A 17,823-nucleotide genomic window follows, 5' to 3' on the forward strand; every position below is an offset into this window, starting at 1 on the left:
CAACAACATAGTGTGGTGGCGATAGCAAGAAGGATACACCTGTTCCCATGCCGAACACAGAAGTTAAGCTTCTTAGCGCCGATGGTAGTTGGGGGTTTCCCCCTGTGAGAGTAGGACGTTGCCACGCAATATTCCGGCATAGCTCAGTTGGTAGTAGCGCATGACTGTTAATCATGATGTCGTAGGTTCGAGTCCTACTGCCGGAGCTAGGCAAAGACTATATAGATTTTCTATATAGTCTTTTTTTGTTATTATCTACTGCTTAATGTATACTTAGATATAATGAAGGGTAGATGATAAGAATGAAAAAATATACATTTGATCAAAAAATTCAGTTTTTTTTAGTAGGAATTGGTGTATTAATAACCATATGGTTTTTCTATCAGGGGCTCTATCTTCCAAAAACAAAACAAGGAGCGCAATTTTTTTTAGCTTTTGAAATGTTGTTAGGTGTTTTATTATTATTTATACCTGATTTAATTAGGTTTATGTTTAAATATGAGTTTCCCACTAGCATTAAAATACTTTACTGGTTGTTTGTATATTTTGCTGTGTTTATTGGAACTGGGTTTAGTTTTTATGGGAAAATTCATTATTGGGATAAACTATTACACATATCTAGTTCTATGCTACTTACAGCCTTAGCTTTTAGTTTGTTAGGCACCTTTATTCGAAAAGATTTAATGGGACAAATTCATCCTATTATTTATGCATTATTTGCTTGTTGTTTTGGAATTAGTATGGGAGTTTTATGGGAATTTTATGAATTTACTTTTGATGGTTTGTTGGGGATGAACATGCAAAGATTTGCTGCACATGGAAAACCACTTATTGGTAGAGAAGCTCTTTTTGATACGATGGGAGATTTGTTTATTGATGCGTTGGGTTCTATTCTATTCGCAGGATATGGTTATTGGCAAATAAAGAAAGAACCTTTGTGGCTAGATACTATTCGCATGCATAAAGCAGAAAAAAAGAGATAACTTTATTGTAAGTGTGAATGATTTTTCTCCTTACAAGTAGGGTTACTCTTTTTTCTATAAGTAATAACTAATAATGGTGTCAATTCGTTCACGCTCTTTAGGGGAGTGAATAATAAAATAATTAGGATTGAGTTTAAAAATTTTCTTTTTAACATGAGATTTTTTTTTATAGAAGCGCCGATTCCATTTGAATAAATTAAACATACGCTTAAGTAAAAACTTTTTTCGTTTCCAATTTTTTTTCTTCATTCGAGTTAAGGTGCGTTTAAATACACGATATTGGACAAGTAGCAAAGGATAATCTAAGAAAAGAATAATATCTGCTTCTTTAAAGGTATCTTGACACCAAGGTCTATCTTGGACACCTTCGATAATCCACGCATCATGCTGAGATAAAAAATGTTGTAAGCTTTTTTCACGATTTTTTTTGTTCTTTTCGCGTAAAAAAGTGTCTAATGAAAGACAGGGGATCTTATGTTTCTTGGATAATTGTTTACCAAGGGTAGTCTTACCACTACCAGAGGGGCCAATAATTCTAATTTTCATAGCCATTCTCCTAGTAATCTATCAAATCTAAACTATCATCATTATTATATCAGTGTTAAAGGAAATAGTAAAAAAAATAACCGATAAATAATTGTATTTAGTCCTATAGTATTGACAATAAGCTACTTATCAGTTATTCTATAATATGTATTTGTTATAAAATTATGCCACCTTAGCTCAGTAGGTAGAGCACTACCATGGTAAGGTAGGGGTCGCCGGTTCAAATCCGGCAGGTGGCTTTAATAAAAAAATGATTGAGACACACGCTAAAATTATTTAGCGTGTTTTTTTTTATAAAATGAGATAAAATAGAGAATATTTAAAATTTAATGGCTTTTATTTGTGTTTTTTTAATTAAATGCTTATAATTCTAGTTATTATATCATTTATGAAAGGATGAATGAAATGATACAAGAAATTACATTAGATACAATTCAAAATTTTGAAAAAGATTTTAAAAAATGTCGAAAAAATGGTGTGATTCAAAGAAGTGTGATGAAAAATGGTATTTTTGCTTCTTCTGAAAATCAGGAATCTTTAGTGAAAAACACACCTGTTTTTTCAATTGATTTAGATACAGGTCAAGTTTCCAACCAAAAAAGAAGTGGTAGATGTTGGATGTTTGCCGCACTTAATACATTTAGACATAAAATAGCAACTGATTTTAAATTGAAAGATTTTGAATTATCTCAAAACTACACATTTTTCTGGGATAAATTTGAAAAAGCAAATTATTTTTATGGTAATGTGATTAAAACAGCCAAAGAACCGATAACAAGTCGAGAAGTCGCATTTCTTTTAGCAACACCTCAACAAGATGGTGGACAATGGGATATGCTGGTTGCCATTATACAAAAGTATGGGATTGTTCCTAAAAGTGTCATGCCAGAAACTTACAGCAGTTCCAATTCTGGTGAGCTAAATAGTTTATTGAATAAAAAATTAAGAAAAGATGCGATGGATTTACGTGGTTTAGTTGAAGCAGGGAAAAAAGAGGCTGAAATTGAATCAGCAAAACAAGGGATGTTAAAAGATGTTTATAATATTTTAGCTACATCATTAGGTATTCCTCCTAAACACTTTGATTTCTCTTACCGAGATACTAGTGAGGCTTATGTTTATGATCAAAATTTAACTCCTCAAAGTTTTTATGATAAGTATATTGGGATAGATTTAAACGAATATGTCAGTGTAATTAATGCACCAACGAAAGATAAACCATACAATCAGTTGTACACAGTAGACATGTTAGGAAATGTGGTAGGCGGTAAAGAAGTTTGCCATTTAAATGTTGATATGGATACGTTTAAACAACTGGCTATTGCTCAGTTAAAAGCTGGGGAATCTGTCTGGTACGGCTGTGATGTTGGTCAGTTTTCAACGAGAGATTCTGGTATTATGGCAACCGATGTGTATAAATTTAACCAAACCTTTAGTGTTAACTTTGATATGACTAAAGCGGAACGCCTAGATTCTGGTGAAAGCTTGATGACTCATGCTATGGTGTTAACTGGAGTAGATTTGGTAGATGACCAACCAACTAAATGGAAAGTTGAAAATAGCTGGGGAGATAAAGTAGGAACGAAAGGTTATTTTGTGATGAGTGATGATTGGATGAGTGAGTATACTTATCAAATTGTTGTGCGGAAAGAATTTTTATCTGAAGAATTAAAAGAAGTCGTAGAAAAAAATGAAATGACAAGATTAGCACCTTGGGATCCTATGGGCGCTTTAGCCTAATCATAAGAGCAAAAAGAGAGGATAAATCCTCTCTTTTTGCTTGGTTTAATTTTATCTGTGAAAACAGATAAAAATCTGCTAGAACGTTTTAACTTTAAAGGGAATCGTGTATAATGGGAAGAGTTAGAAACTTAGTAAATTAAGCAAGGAGGTTTCATTTTGGCCAACGAAAAAAACAATAACCAAGATGAAAAGTTGACACAAGATAACCAGACTGCTAATTCTTCAGATAAAAGTCTGAAAGAACAAGTCATGGCGTCTTTAAATGAATCACTGGATAAACAGAAAGGTTCCCAACTTGATAATAATAAGATGGATACAGAAACAAGTAGTACTGATTCTTCTGAAGTAGAAGCAGATAATACCGCTAGAAATATTGCTGCTCAAACTAGAACCGAAAGTAGACAACGAGAAAGTCAACGTCGAAAAGTTCAACGAAAAAAAGAAAACTCAATGGTTAAAAAAATAGTTACCATTGTTGTTTTAACGATTGCTATTATGTTGACTATTTTAGGCGTTTCTTTTTATCGGTATTGGCAAGCAGGCTTAAAACCTTTAAATGCTAATAATGATAAATTAGTTCAAGTTAATATTCCTATTGGTACATCAAACAAAGGGATTGGAAGCATTCTTGAAAAAAACAACGTGATTAAAAGTGGCTTTGTGTTTACTTATTACGTAAAAACAGAAAACATCACTGACTTTAAAGGTGGCTATTACCAAATGGCGCCTAATATGACGTTAGATGAGATTGCTGAGATGTTACAGCAAGGTGGAACAGAAGAACCTGAAGCGTTAGCAGATGCTAAAATCACTATTCCAGAAGGTTCAACTGTTGAAGAGATTGCTAGAATTTATGGGAAAGAAACGAAAACAAAACCAGAAGACTTTTTAAAAGTAGTGAAAAGCGATAAATTCTTTAATAAGCTATTGGCAAGTTATCCAGAATTACTTCAAAGTGCTAAAGAAGGAAAACAGGTTCGCTACCGCTTAGAAGGTTACTTATTCCCAGCAACTTATAATTATTATAAGGATAAAAGTGTAGAAGATATGGTTACCCAAATGGTAGCTAAAACCAATAATGTAATTAGTAATGTATCAGAAGATATCAAACATGCCGATTTAACTGTGCAACAAGTGTTAACTTTGGCATCTCTAGTTGAAAAAGAAGGGGTAACAGATAGTGATCGCAGAAAAATAGCCCAAGTTTTCTTTAATCGTCTAGAAACTGACATGCCTCTTCAATCAGATATTTCTATTTTATATGCAATGGAAGAGCACAAAGTTCATTTGTCTAACAAAGATACTCAAATAGACTCTCCTTATAATTTATACATAAATAAAGGATTTGGTCCAGGACCTTTCAATAATCCAGGTAGTGATGCAATCGAAGCAGTGGTTCATCCAGCACCTAATGATTATCTTTACTTTTTAGCAGATGTAAAAACTCATAAAGTTTACTTCGCTAAAACTTATGAAGAACATTTGGCACTTAAACAAAAATATATTGACTCACAAAAATAAAAAAACCCACGTTTTTCTTATTTACAATCTGAAAAACTTGTGATAATATTTTGTGGTATAGACGTATGCAAGCTTTTCCAAAGGTTTACCTTTGGGAAAGCTATTCATTTATAACAACAATGTACGATTAAAAGGAGAAGAAGTTAAGATGGTAGAAAAAGTTTATCCGATGACTTTGGAAGGAAAACAAAAGTTAGAGGAAGAATTAGAGTATTTAAAAACAACTAAACGTAAAGAAATCGTTGAAAGAATAAAGATTGCTCGTGGTTTCGGAGATTTGTCTGAAAACTCTGAATATGAATCAGCTAAAGATGAGCAGGCATTTGTTGAAGGCAGAATTACTACTCTTGAAAATATGATTCGTTTTGCTCAAATTATTGATAACAATGGTGTTGATCAAGATGAAGTATCTATTGGGAAAACTGTTACTTTTATGGAATTACCAGATGGAGATGAAGAAGAGTATACGATTGTAGGAAGTGCTGAAGCAGATCCTTTTTCAGGTAAAATCTCTAATGACTCTCCAATTGCTAAAGCATTAATTGGTAAACACTTAGATGAAGAGTTAACTATTTCTACACCAGGTGGAGATATGCGCGTTAAGATTTTAGCAGTTAAATAAAATAAATGAAAGCTGTGCATCTTGCACAGCTTTTTTACATAGAAAGTCAGTCTAAAGTTGTAGCTTTTTTTCCAACTAAAGTGGCTACCTATTTTAGTTATGTTTCCGTATAATAAGTAAGATGAGGAAAGTATCATTTTTTAAGAAAAGGAGCAAGAATATGACAAGCTCATGGAAATTATTTATGGTGATTGAGATGTTGTTACTATTGGTTAGTAGTTATCAAATCTTTCAAAATACCCCAATCTTTATTTTACTGGTTATTGCTGCGATTAATATTGTTTATGTCATAAAAAAAACGCAAAGAACTTCTTTTAATCAGTTTCAAATTATCATAGGGATAGTTGTAGTAGTGCTTTGTTTATTAACTAGTCCAGCTACTTGGGTTCTTTTGGCTTTAGCTGTTATCTTTATTGGACTAAAAGGTGTAGAAGTTTCAGGAGTGGATTTATTTCATAATGCCCCTTGGAAAAAGAAACATATGTTAATGATTAAAACAGTTGAAAGTGATCCGAAAAACGGTCGACGCTTTAAACGCCCGTGGATTGGCAATCAGCGAATTGGAAGCAGTGTGTATGAATGGGATGATATTAACTTTACTATTTTTTCAGGGGATACTATTGTCGATTTAGGAAATACCTTGCTTCCTAGGCAAGATAATGTCATTATGATTAGAAAAGGCTTTGGTAGAACCCGAATTTTAGTTCCTGTAGGTGTAGGGGTAGTTTTAGAACACTCTGCTTTATTAGGAAATGTTATTTTTGAAGAAGAATTTTTCCGCTTGAAAAATGAGTCTTTAAAAGTATATAGCCAAGACTATGATTATAATGAACGGCGAATTCGAATTATCACTAGTACCTTAGTAGGGGATGTGGAGGTAGTGAGATTATGATGTATAAATGGACTCGTCCTTTATTATTTCTAGGCACTTTTTTGGCGACGTTAATTGTTCTTTTTATTTCGTTATATTCTTATTTTTATGCAATTCATCAAAAGCGCTGGTTAATGATTTTAGTTCAAGAAAAAATTGTTGGGGTTCCTTTGGTCATTTACTTAGTTTTGATTGCACTAGCAGTTAGTACAGTAGTAGTGTTGATGGTTTATTTTATAAGACGAGCTCAGTACGGTAAAATAGAAGAAAAAGTTCGTCTATTATCATCTGGTCACTATGATAACTCTATTTTTTTAACACCGATTTATTCTTTTGAAGAGGAATCATATATTTCTAATATTGATAGTGATTTAGATGCTATTCGGTTAAAGATGATGGATATGTCAAAAGAATTGCAACAACTATCTAGCCGGCCCCAATTAGTTGCGGGCGAAACGAAAGAAGAAATTTTACAAGAAGAGAGGCATCGGTTAGCTAGAGAACTTCATGATTCTGTTAGTCAACAGTTATTTGCAGCTACGATGATGATCTCTGCTTTACAAGAGTCAGCTGTTAAGACTAATCAACCAGAAGCTGCCCAAAAACAGTTAAATATGGTAGGTGATATTATTAATACCTCTCAATCGGAAATGCGAGCTCTTCTTCTTCATTTACGTCCAATTACTTTAGAAGGAAAAAGTTTACGGGCGGGAATTGAACAGTTGCTAAAAGAATTGCAAAGTAAAATTCAAATTCAATTAAAATGGGAAGTTGAAGACGTTCATTTAGATAGCATGATGGAAGATAATTTATTTAGAATTGTTCAAGAATTATTATCCAACACATTAAGACATGCAAAAGCTAATAGTTTAGAAGTTTATTTAAGAAAAATGGATAATCTAGTCTTACTTAGAATGGTGGATGATGGAGTAGGATTTGATGTGGATAAAACACGAGTAGGTAGTTATGGACTTAATAATATACAAGAACGTGTGATTGGCATGGGAGGAACTTGTAAGATTATTAGTTTTATTGGAAAAGGCACTAGTGTAGAAATTAGAATTCCTGATTTAAAGGAGCGTGAAGTGAATGATTAAAGTATTACTAGTAGACGATCACGAAATGGTAAGATTAGGTGTTTCTGCCTATCTCTCTATTCAAGATGATATTGAAGTGATTGGGGAGGCAGAAAATGGCCGAATAGGGTATGAAAAAGCGATGGCCTTGCGACCTGATATTATTTTGATGGATTTAGTGATGGAAGAGATGGACGGGATTGAATCAACTCAAGCTATTTTAAAAGATTGGCCACAAGCTAAAATTATTATTGTAACTAGTTTTATTGATGATGAAAAAGTTTATCCAGCTATTGAAGCAGGAGCTGCTGGTTACTTATTAAAAACGTCAACTGCTAGTGAAATAGCACAAGCTATTCGAGCAACCTATGCAGGAGAAACAGTATTAGAACCAGAAGTGACCACTAAAATGATGGAAAAACTAACGCGAAAAAATGAAACAGCCTTACATGATGATTTAACCAATAGAGAAAATGAAATTTTATTGCTGATTGCAGAAGGTAAAAGTAATCAGGAAATAGCAGATGAACTGTTTATCACTTTAAAAACAGTTAAAACTCACGTGTCAAATATTTTATCTAAATTAGATGTGGAAGACCGAACGCAGGCGGCTATTTATGCCTTTAAGCATGGTTTAACTAAATAAGTAAAAGAATTGGAGTAAGAAAAAATGAAACAGAATTTTGCTATTATTGGGTTAGGACGTTTTGGTGGAAGTATTTGTGAAACCTTAATAGAGGCAGGTCAAGAAGTCTTGGCTATTGATAAAGATGAAGACCGAGTAAATGAATATATGAATATTGCTACTCATGCTGTTGTTGCTAATGCACAGGATGAAATGGCATTAAGATCTTTAGGTCTTCGAAATTTTGATCATGTCATTATTGCCATTGGAGAGGATATCCAAGCAAGTATCTTAGTGACATTAATGGCAAAAGAGATGGGTGTTCCAAATGTAACAGCGAAAGCTCAAAATAAATACCATGCGAAAGTATTATATAAAATCGGAGCTGACCGAGTAGTGCATCCAGAACGAGATATGGGAATTAGAATAGCTCATAATTTAGTTTCTAAAAATATCTTGGATTATTTAGAATTGTCAGATGAGTATACTTTGGCTGAAGTGAAAGTAACTAATTCTAAGTTTATTGGTAAAACGTTGTTAGAACTTAATTTTCGTCAACGTTTTGGTTTAAATATTGTGGCCATTAGAAGAGGACCTAGAAATTTAATTATTTCACCTTCAGCAGAAGAAATGGTTATTGAAAATGATACCTTATTAGTCATTGGGGCAACAGAAGATGTGGATAGACTAGATGACAAAATGAAGTAAGCATATCAGGCGTGTTCTGTAGATACCTGTGTTAAAATACAAGTATCAATAGAGTAGGATGTGACAGTATGCAAATAACAATAACACCAGAAGCAGAAAATTGGTTTATAGAAGAATTAGAATTACAACCAGGGGATAGCGTACGATTTTTTGGTAAATATGGTGGGAAAACCAATGTGCATGCAGGGTTTTCTACAGGAGTAGAAGTAGCCACACCAAGTCAAGAAACTTACGCAGCGTTAACTCAAAATGATATAACTTATTTTATCGAACCAACAGATGAGTGGTTTTTTGCCAATCATGATTTAATCGTTGGATTTGATGATTATTTAAAAGAACCTAATTACTCTTTTTCAGAAATTAAATAAGATAGGAGACCCTCCTATCTTATTTTTTTATGAAAAAATTAAGATAGATGATAGACATTTTTAATCAATCTGTTAGAATAAAACTGTGTTATAAATTTTATTAAGTTGAGGGGATGGTGTAATAGATAAAACGATTTACATAATAAAAGTTAGGGGGAATTATGTTGAAAGGTAAAGGAACATCAAGATGGCTACAGGCGACTATGGCATTTGTCTTGCTACTAGGAACCATCAGTCCAACAGGCGTTGTGCTAGCTGAGCCATTAAAAGAAATAGGTAAGCAAGTTCAAACGGAAAAAATTGAAGAAGAAGCTGTGCTTGATTCGGAAAATGAAACCGTTTTAGCTGAGTCTGAGGACACAGATTTAGAGCAAACTTTGGACTCAACAGAAGTACCACCATTGGAAAAAGAGTCAGAGGTTACAACTGAAAAAGAACCAATGCTGTCAGAAAGTCAGAAAACAGAGGAGAAACAAGCTGTTTCTGCTTTAGCTGAAGATCCTACTGAAAAAAGTGAGAAAGAAAAATCCGATGCTACAAAAGTTAGCCAGAAGCAAGTCACTATTTTAGGGACATCAGATGTTCATGGAAATGTGTGGGATTGGTCTTATGAAGATAACCGAGTAGCTGATTTAGGGTTTGCCCGTATTGGCACAATTGTGAAACAAGTAAAAGGTCAAAACCCTAATACTTTAGTCATTGATGCAGGGGATAACTTACAAGGTACTTTGCTAACAGATGATTTATATAGCACAGATAAAGAGTTACTTAAAGAAAAACATCCAGTAACTCAAGCTATGAATACAATTGGCTATGATGCTATGGTGTTAGGTAACCATGAATTTAACTTTGGTTTAGACTTGATTACTAAACTAAAAAATGAAGCAAGTTTTCCAATTCTTTCTGCTAATATCTATAATAAAAGCAATGGAAGTAATTTTGTTAAGGCTTACACAACTAAAAATGTTGATGGAGTTAAGGTAGCTATTTTAGGTTTAACAGTTCCTCATGTTCCAAAATGGGACGGGGATAAAGTTAGTTCCTTAGATTTTAAACCATTAAAAGAAGAAGCACAAAAACAAGTTAAAATAATTGAACAACAAGAAAAACCAGATGTCATTGTTGCAGCTATGCATACCGGATTAGATAATGAAGATCCTAGTGCAGCAGCTAGAAATGTCATTACAGAAGTGCCAGAAATAGATGCGTTTATCTTAGGACATGATCACCGTGAATTCGCTGAGAAATTGGCAGACAATACTGGAAAACTAAAACCAGTAGGAGCTGTGAAAGATACTGGTTCTGGAGTTCTTCGAATTGATTTAAATCTTGAAAAAGATGAAACAGATAAAAAATGGCAAGTAAAAGAAAGTGCTCCAACTATTATTTCATCTAAAAGTGTAACTGGAGACGGAGAAGTTAAAGCTGCCACTCAAGCAGCTCATGATAAAACCAAAGAATATGTAACAGGTGTGATTGGTGAAGCAGTTGCTGACTTTTTACCAGAAGCAGAAATCCCTGGTATTCCAGAAGCACAATTACAACCAACTGCTATGATTTCTTTGATTAATAATGTTCAACGTCAAGTCACTGGTTCAGACTTAGCGGCAGCTGCTCTATTTAAAGCAGATAGCCAATTAAATAAAGGACCTATTAAATTTTCTGATATTTTTAACATTTATAAATATCCCAATACGTTAGTGGGAGCTAACATGAACGGGAAACAATTAAGAACGTTCTTAGAAAAACAAGCAGCTTACTATCAACAATATGAAACAGGGGATGTAACCATTGCATTTAACCCTAATATTCGGGTATATAATTATGACATCGTGTCTGGTATTCAGTACAAAATGGATATATCTAAACCTGAAGGCTCTCGTATTGCTGAATTACTATTTAAAGGGAAGCCTGTTACAGATAACCAAACCTTTAAAATTGCAATGAACAACTACCGATTTGAAGGAATGGTTAAAGAAGGCTTAGTAGACGCTACTCCTTATTTTGAATCAGATCCTGATACGTTGCGAGGAGAAATTGTTAATTACATTAAAAATCAGCCAAATGGAGTTATAGACCCAGCTAAAGAGATTGAAAAAAGTTTTGAAATCATTGGAGCTGATTTAAGTCATCCGCTAAGAGATTATGTGATTAGCCAAATCAAGGCTGGAACTAAAGGCTTTGAAATTGAATCATCTAGTGATGGTAGAACTCCCAATGTGAAGAAATTTAACGTGGATCAACTAATTGCAGAGGGACTTATTCCAGAAGACATGCTAGAAGGTCTGGAAGGAAATACTGTTAAAATTATGCATACTAACGACATGCATGGCCGATTAGAGTATATGGAAGATAAATACAGTCCTTCTATTGGTATGGGCCGAGTGAAAACGTTTAAAGATCAACAAAAACCAACTTTATTAGTAGATGCTGGAGATGCTATGCAAGGTTTACCAATCTCTAACTATTCAAAAGGGATGGATATGGTAAAAGCGATGAATGCTGTTGGTTATGATGGTATGACGCTAGGAAATCATGAATTTGATTTTGGTTTAGAGACAGCTCTTGCTTATAAAGATAAGTTAAACTTCCCAATTGTCTCTGCTAATGTGTATAAAGACGGCAAACGGCCATTTGAACCTTATGCATTAGTTAATAAGAAAGTAGAAGGAAAGACCCAGCGGTTTGCTTTAATTGGGTTAACCACACCTGAAACTAGTGTTAAAACACATCCTAACAATGTCAAAGGTGTTACGTTTAAAAAACCAGCACCAGTAGCGATTAAAACAGTGAAAGAAATTGGCAATAAAGCTGATTATTTTGTATTTATGACACACCTAGGTTTTGATGAAACAACAGTAGAAGATGAAACTAGTACTTATTTAGCGAAACAACTAGCTAAAAATTTCCCAGATAAAAAAATATTTATAGCAGATGGTCATTCACATTCCGAGTTACCTAATGGTCATATCGAACAACATGTTTTAATGGGACAAACTGGTAACCATTTAAATAATGTCGGCATGATGACAGCTGATTATTCAGAGAAATTGACAAAATTATCAGCTAAACTACATTCTTTTGCGGAATTGAAAGGGCTAGAACCAAATCCTGAAGTTGAAGCGATTGTTCAAGAAGCTAAAGAGAATTTTGATGAAGATATGTCTCAAGTTGTTTTAGCTAACAATCCAATTGTCTTTAACGGAGAGAGAGAAAATGCTAGAACAAGAGAAACCAATTTAGGAAATATTGTAGGAGATGCTTTGTATCACTACGGACAAACAGGTTTCAATCAACCATCTGATTTTGCCATTATGAATGGCGGTGGTTTAAGACAAAGCATTCAAAAAGGTAAAGTAACGAAAGGCGATATTGTAGGGGTTATGCCTTTTGGAAATACTATTTCTCAAGTGAAAGTAACAGGAAAAGAAATTTATGAAATGTTCGAACATTCATTACGGTCTATTCATGAAAAAGATGAAGAGGGTCAAGTTATTTTAGATGAAAACGGCGTGCCTAAATTAGGGGCTAATGGTGGTTTCTTACAAGTATCCGACTCAATTAAAGTAGTGTATGATTCTAATTTACAAGGTGCTAATCCAGAAGAGAAAGTACCAGGTAAACGTGTTTTAAGCATTCATATTAGAAATCAGGCAGGTAAATTTGTTCCAATTAGTCGGACAGATAAAACTACTTTTAATATGGTGACCAATGATTTCCTTGCAGCAGGTGGAGACGGCTATACAATGTTAGCAGGCAAACCAGTGGAACAAGGACCATCAATGGATGAAGCCTTTCTTGCTTACTTAAAAGGACTAAGTACGAAAGAATTAGAGAAATATCAAGTAGCATTACCATATACACGTATTATCTCTAAAGACTCAGGTCTTGTAGTTCAATTGAATACTAAACCTTTAAAAGAAGCGATTGCTCATGCTGAAGGACTTACTTCAGCTGACTATACACAACATAGTTGGAAAGCATTAACAGCTAAACTTGCTTTAGCACAAGACTTATTACAACAAGGAACTGAAACAGAAGAGGTTAGTCAAGCAGATTTAGACAACATGGTAGCTCAGTTAAATGAAGTAACCTTGGTTTCAGTAGTAGCTTTGCGAGAAGCAGTGGCTAGCACTTCTCATTTGCGTGCTAAAGATTATACGACTAGTAGTTGGCAACAATTTATGACAGCACTTAATCGTAGTACTCAGTTATTGTATGATGCAAAAGATGAGTCCATCGCTATTTCTCAGCAAGCTTTAGATACTGTAGTAACTCAACTTTCAGATGCTAAACAAGGGTTAGTTTCTGTTACAAAAGAAACACCAACACCAACGCCAACACCAACACCTAAGCCAGGGCAACCTAAACCTGATAAAAAACCACAAACAAATAAACAAACTCTACCTAAAACAGGGGAGGAAAGAAGTTTAGTTGCTTTAGTCGGAATGGGAGTTGTTTTAACAAGTAGTTATGGCTGGTTTTGGCTTAAAAAGAAACAAGAAAAAGCTTCTTAATAACTAATATAAAGAATTAAAAAAAGAGCGATTCTAAAAGAGTCGCTCTTTTTATTATTTAAAAGTTAATTTGATAGGGTAGTTTTTATTGATGACTTGCATAAAAATAATCAGGGTCATTAGTAATAACACAAAATTACTATCCACTTGTGGAAAGAAACTAGTTAAAAAGATAGAAATAACAGCTGGTATAGATGAACAAAAAGCAATAATTTTAAAATGTTGAGCAAAGCTTAAAGGAGTTCGTCTCATTTTACTATAAAAATGTCCACCAATTGTTAAAATTAATAAATCAAACATAAAATTAAAGAAAATAGGCAGGAAACCAATTAAAAACGAAGCCAATATAATAGCACCTAAACGACCATTTGAATGGGCTAAGGTGACAAAGAAATCTTTGTTAATATCAGTGGTATCAAAGTCTTTATATGGAATTTTCTTTAAAGTAGTAGGTAAGAAAGAAGCCATTAAATTATCTTGAGTGACAGCAAAGACGACTTGATCTTTAAGTAAAGCCGCCCCAATTCGATTACCAATTAAATCTTTTTGAATATCTTCACTAGTTCTTTTACCATCAGGATCAAAGGTAAAATACATGTAGTTGGTTTGGTAAATAAACCCACTAGCTTGTTTCTCCGTTTTTAATTGGTTTTGTTGAATGTTAAATTCAGGCATTTTTTCTGTAATACTTACCATATCCTTTTGAATTACTTTTAAGGTTTGAATGGATTGAATGGCAATGGGAATACATAGCAGCAAAGCCAGTAACATAATGTGTCCAATTACTTTTCCAAAAGTTCTATCTTTTGCCTGAATCAATGCTTTCGGATGTTTAAAGGCTGCCTTGAATAATTGAAAGTTTGTCATAAAATCTCCTTCCTAATGTGTCTATCACGTATTGTAAACTGTTTTCAAAAGAAAAACAATATTGAAAGAAAAACAAGCATTTTTTTTGCCAATAGATGCTTAGAATGATACATTTAATGTAGAGAGTTAATTATAATAATAATAAATAAATATATAAATGGAGGAATGACCATGTCTTATTACAAATTATCAGATTTACCTTATGCTTATGATGCTTTAGAACCTTATATTGATGAAGAAACTATGCATTTACACCACGATAAACATCATCAAACTTACGTTAATAACTTAAATGCCGCTATTGAAAAACATCCAGAATTAGCAGAAAAATCAGTAGAAGAATTAATCGCTGATTTATCACAAGTTCCAGAAGATATTCGGACTGCTGTTCGTAACAATGGTGGTGGACATGCTAACCATGAGTTTTTCTGGAAAATTATGGGACCTGATGCTGGTGGAGAACCAACTGGTGCTGTTAAAGACGCGATTAAATCTGATTTAGGTAGCTTTGAAGCGTTTAAAGTTGACTTTAAAGCAGCAGCAACTGGCAGATTTGGTTCAGGTTGGGCTTGGTTAGTTGTGAATAAAGAAGGTAAATTAGAAGTGACTTCTACACCAAACCAAGATACACCATTAGCTGAAGGTAAAACACCTATCTTAAACTTAGATGTTTGGGAACATGCTTACTACAAAAAATATAGTAACCGTCGTGCTGACTACATTGATGCTTTTTGGAATGTAGTTAACTGGGACGAAGTGAACCGTTTATACGCTGCAGCTAAATAATTAATAAAATTAAGATTAGATAAAAAGATGTAGAAAATTCTACATCTTTTTTATTTGATTTGACGTTAGTTAAACTCCTTTGTGGTATGATGAACTTATTAAAATAAAGGAGTGGGCGAGTAGAGATGATTCCAGAGATGACGATGATTCAGGGGATAGGGAAAAATTTTTTCGTTATGGATAATTTAGGAGCAAAGAAACCTTTAACGTTCAATCAGATGAAAACGCTATCTAAACAAGCAGAGGAGTTTAATCAACCTATTAATGGTTATGTTTTACTTGAAACATCTAGACAAAAAGAAACGGATTGTCAGGCTAAAATTTATTACCCAGATTATGAAGAAAATCTTTTTTCAGCAAGTGCACTGTGTTCTGTTGGTCATTATTTAGCTAGTCACTTAATAGATCAACCTCAATTTGTAATTGAAACTAATTTTGCTAATTTAAAAGTAAGGCAACTACCTGAAGAAGCCTATTATCAAGTAGAAATTGCACCAGTGAGAATTGGCATGAATGAATCTTTTCAAAAAATTGAACCTAAGGATATTTTATTAAATCAGCCTTGCGTAAAAGATGAGGTAGAATTAACTTATTCTTTTGTTTCGATTTTAAAACCTCATCTGATTGTTTTTGTACCAACAGACTGGTTAGAGAACAAGAGTAAGTTAGAAGAAATCATCGAAGAATTTAATCAACGCTATGATTTAAAAGGGCACCATATTGCTGTTAGTTTTGTTGCAGAAATAAGTGAAACAAATATTTCCATTCAAACTTATGAATGGACACATGGTTGGGTTCTAGGTAGTGGTAAAAGTGCAGCAGCAGCTAGTCTGGCTTATACTTTAAGATTTAGCCAACCTTTTTATCAAAAAATAACTGTTAATTATCCAACTGTTTCATTAACAACTGTGGTACATCAAGATCAAGATGATAATTATTGGTTAGAATTAATTGCTCCAGCCACTCTTTTTAAATTACAGTAAAAAACGAGGATTGATAGTAAAAAGAGAAAAATTCTATGATATAATAAGAAAATTAGAATAGGAGGAATTATTATGGTAGAAAATCTCTCGAAAGAGGTTGTCATAAATGCTTTAGAACAAGATGCAGGTAAGATTAGACGCCTGATAGGTAACCAAAAAAATCATTTATGTATAGCACAGTGTAAAGCGTTTGAAGAAGTCGTAGATACTCAAATGTTTGGTTTTTCAAAAGAAGTGGATTTTGCTATTCGGATTGGGGTTATTAGTGAGCAAGAGGGGCAAAGTATTTTATTAAATTTAGAACAAGAATTAAATGATTTATATAGCCAAACTTATGACATACAAAAAGGTCAAGAAGGCTAAGGGTGGAGGAGTTTAGTATGTCTAAAAAAAGAATTTATTTAGATTACACCATTTTAATTCCCTATTTGATTCTTTCTTCATTAGGGGTTTTAATGGTGTATAGTGCTAGTTCATACTCATTGATGATTGAAGGGAAAAATGAAGCCAAGCAAGCGATTATGCAAGGTCTTTTTTTTGTCTTTAGTTTAATAGCGATTGTTTTCATTTATAAAATGAAAACGTCTGTGTTTCAAAACAAAAAATTTATCCAAATAGCTATGGCTATTATTGGAATCATGCTGGTTTTAACCAGATTTACGCCTTTAGGTGTTGAAGTTAATGGGGCAAAAGGCTGGTTAAAAATTGGACCGGGACAAATTCAACCGGCTGAATTTTTAAAAATTATGTTAGTTTGGTACTTAGCTTATATTTTAGCTAGAAGACAAGATAAAATTGAGGACAATTTTAAAGAAGCTGCCCAATCTCCCATCTTCATTGTAAGTTTACTTATTTTTATGGTATTAATTCAACCGGATACAGGTGGAGCGATGATTTTACTAGCGATTGCTAGTGTGATGTTTTTTGCCAGTGGTATTAGTTATATTTATTCTATGCTAATAGCTGGTGGCGGTTTTATTGTAGGGGTCGGGTTGCTTGAATTGATTATTGTAACCAAGGGGAAAATATTCCCTGGTCGACTTAAATACATTTATGACCGATTTGCCATTTATAAAAATCCGTTTATTGATCCATTTGATAAAGGACATCAAATGGTGAATTCTTATTACGCCATTTATAATGGAGGTTGGTTTGGAGTTGGTCTAGGTAAAAGTGTACAAAAAAAAGGCTTTTTACCTGAAGCTCAAACTGACTTTATGTTTTCTATTGTATTAGAAGAATTAGGCTTGATTATTGGCATTTTAATTTTACTACTGCTATTGTTTTTAATCATTCGGATTATTTGGGTGGGAATTAAGGCCAAAAAACCATTTAACTCTATGATGTGTATTGGAATAGGTGGTATGCTATTCATTCAAACTTTTGTAAATGTTGGCGGAATTACCGGTTTTATTCCGTTGACAGGTGTGACTTTCCCTTTTCTAAGTCAAGGAGGATCTAGTTTGTTAACCTTGTCAATTGGAATTGGTTTTGTGTTAAATATTTGCGCAGATGAGAAACGCCATTTAGAATTAGGTTCAGTGGAATCGAACAAAGACGAAATAGGAGACGTTGTTCAATTACCTCGCTCATAGATTGATGATAAG

The 17,823-nt window shown here is 33.5% G+C and carries 16 protein-coding genes, 2 tRNA genes and 1 rRNA gene; 17 read left to right on the forward strand and 2 right to left on the reverse strand.

Annotation, left to right across the window (positions count from 1 at the left end; all coding sequences use genetic code 11):
* Positions 1–11: 11 nt before the first annotated feature.
* The 3 genes from rrf to C7P63_RS08740 all read left to right on the forward strand — a co-directional run bounded on the left by rrf (position 12) and on the right by C7P63_RS08740 (position 983).
* Positions 12–127, forward strand: a 5S ribosomal RNA gene (gene rrf / locus C7P63_RS08730).
* 5 nt (positions 128–132) lie between these two features.
* Positions 133–206: transfer RNA gene (locus tag C7P63_RS08735), tRNA-Asn, on the forward strand.
* A gap of 96 nt (positions 207–302) precedes the next feature.
* Positions 303–983 carry a DUF2238 domain-containing protein gene (locus C7P63_RS08740; protein ID WP_125943776.1) on the forward strand — a complete coding sequence of 227 codons (681 nt, stop codon included), beginning with the start codon at positions 303–305 and terminating at the stop codon, positions 981–983.
* A 54-nt stretch (positions 984–1,037) separates the two neighbouring features.
* On the opposite strand, the gene C7P63_RS08745 is transcribed toward C7P63_RS08740, so the two are convergent.
* Entirely contained in the window at positions 1,038–1,529 is a 492-nt protein-coding gene (locus C7P63_RS08745) for an AAA family ATPase (protein WP_165863808.1), read from the reverse strand.
* Positions 1,530–1,695: 166 nt separating this feature from the next.
* Between C7P63_RS08745 and C7P63_RS08750 the strand changes: the two genes are divergently transcribed.
* From C7P63_RS08750 to C7P63_RS08795, 10 genes are all read left to right on the forward strand, one after another.
* Positions 1,696–1,768: transfer RNA gene (locus C7P63_RS08750), tRNA-Thr, on the forward strand.
* A 166-nt stretch (positions 1,769–1,934) separates the two neighbouring features.
* Positions 1,935–3,269, forward strand: a complete 1,335-nt coding sequence (locus C7P63_RS08755) for a C1 family peptidase (protein ID WP_125943778.1) — start codon at positions 1,935–1,937, stop codon at positions 3,267–3,269.
* A gap of 159 nt (positions 3,270–3,428) precedes the next feature.
* Positions 3,429–4,793 (forward strand): endolytic transglycosylase MltG, encoded by a 1,365-nt coding sequence (gene mltG / locus C7P63_RS08760; RefSeq protein ID WP_243640827.1) that lies wholly within the window; start codon positions 3,429–3,431, stop codon positions 4,791–4,793.
* Between the two features lie 148 nt (positions 4,794–4,941).
* Complete coding sequence (greA, locus tag C7P63_RS08765; protein WP_125943779.1) at positions 4,942–5,415, forward strand: transcription elongation factor GreA; 474 nt, start codon at positions 4,942–4,944, stop codon at positions 5,413–5,415.
* A 160-nt stretch (positions 5,416–5,575) separates the two neighbouring features.
* Positions 5,576–6,307, forward strand: a complete 732-nt coding sequence (liaF, locus tag C7P63_RS08770; RefSeq protein WP_125943780.1) for a cell wall-active antibiotics response protein LiaF — start codon at positions 5,576–5,578, stop codon at positions 6,305–6,307.
* Positions 6,304–7,383, forward strand: coding sequence for a sensor histidine kinase (locus C7P63_RS08775; protein WP_125943781.1), 1,080 nt, complete (start codon positions 6,304–6,306; stop codon positions 7,381–7,383). The genes liaF and C7P63_RS08775 overlap by 4 nt, the downstream gene beginning before the upstream one ends.
* Positions 7,376–8,008, forward strand: coding sequence for a response regulator transcription factor (locus tag C7P63_RS08780; RefSeq protein ID WP_125943782.1), 633 nt, complete (start codon positions 7,376–7,378; stop codon positions 8,006–8,008). The genes C7P63_RS08775 and C7P63_RS08780 overlap by 8 nt, the downstream gene beginning before the upstream one ends.
* A 24-nt stretch (positions 8,009–8,032) precedes the next feature.
* Entirely contained in the window at positions 8,033–8,695 is a 663-nt protein-coding gene (locus C7P63_RS08785; RefSeq protein ID WP_125943783.1) for a potassium channel family protein, read from the forward strand.
* Between the two features lie 68 nt (positions 8,696–8,763).
* Complete coding sequence (locus C7P63_RS08790; RefSeq protein WP_125943784.1) at positions 8,764–9,063, forward strand: HesB/YadR/YfhF family protein; 300 nt, start codon at positions 8,764–8,766, stop codon at positions 9,061–9,063.
* A 161-nt stretch (positions 9,064–9,224) separates the two neighbouring features.
* Positions 9,225–13,580, forward strand: coding sequence for a 5'-nucleotidase C-terminal domain-containing protein (locus C7P63_RS08795; protein ID WP_125943785.1), 4,356 nt, complete (start codon positions 9,225–9,227; stop codon positions 13,578–13,580).
* Between the two features lie 54 nt (positions 13,581–13,634).
* Here C7P63_RS08795 and C7P63_RS08800 read toward each other — a convergent pair whose 3' ends face one another.
* Complete coding sequence (locus C7P63_RS08800) at positions 13,635–14,447, reverse strand: DUF1189 domain-containing protein (RefSeq protein WP_125943786.1); 813 nt, start codon at positions 14,445–14,447, stop codon at positions 13,635–13,637.
* Positions 14,448–14,618: 171 nt separating this feature from the next.
* Here C7P63_RS08800 and C7P63_RS08805 point away from each other — a divergent pair, with 171 nt between their 5' ends.
* The 4 genes from C7P63_RS08805 to C7P63_RS08820 all read left to right on the forward strand — a co-directional run bounded on the left by C7P63_RS08805 (position 14,619) and on the right by C7P63_RS08820 (position 17,811).
* Positions 14,619–15,233 carry a superoxide dismutase gene (locus tag C7P63_RS08805; protein ID WP_125943787.1) on the forward strand — a complete coding sequence of 205 codons (615 nt, stop codon included), beginning with the start codon at positions 14,619–14,621 and terminating at the stop codon, positions 15,231–15,233.
* A gap of 125 nt (positions 15,234–15,358) precedes the next feature.
* Positions 15,359–16,216 (forward strand): diaminopimelate epimerase, encoded by an 858-nt coding sequence (locus C7P63_RS08810; protein WP_125943788.1) that lies wholly within the window; start codon positions 15,359–15,361, stop codon positions 16,214–16,216.
* Between the two features lie 72 nt (positions 16,217–16,288).
* Positions 16,289–16,579 (forward strand): Fpa/YlaN family protein, encoded by a 291-nt coding sequence (locus tag C7P63_RS08815; RefSeq protein ID WP_125943789.1) that lies wholly within the window; start codon positions 16,289–16,291, stop codon positions 16,577–16,579.
* 17 nt (positions 16,580–16,596) lie between these two features.
* Positions 16,597–17,811 carry an FtsW/RodA/SpoVE family cell cycle protein gene (locus tag C7P63_RS08820; protein ID WP_125943790.1) on the forward strand — a complete coding sequence of 405 codons (1,215 nt, stop codon included), beginning with the start codon at positions 16,597–16,599 and terminating at the stop codon, positions 17,809–17,811.
* The last annotated feature ends 12 nt before the right edge of the window (positions 17,812–17,823 follow it).

The organism is Vagococcus humatus, assembly GCF_003950325.1.
Classification (GTDB): domain Bacteria; phylum Bacillota; class Bacilli; order Lactobacillales; family Vagococcaceae; genus Vagococcus_C; species Vagococcus_C humatus.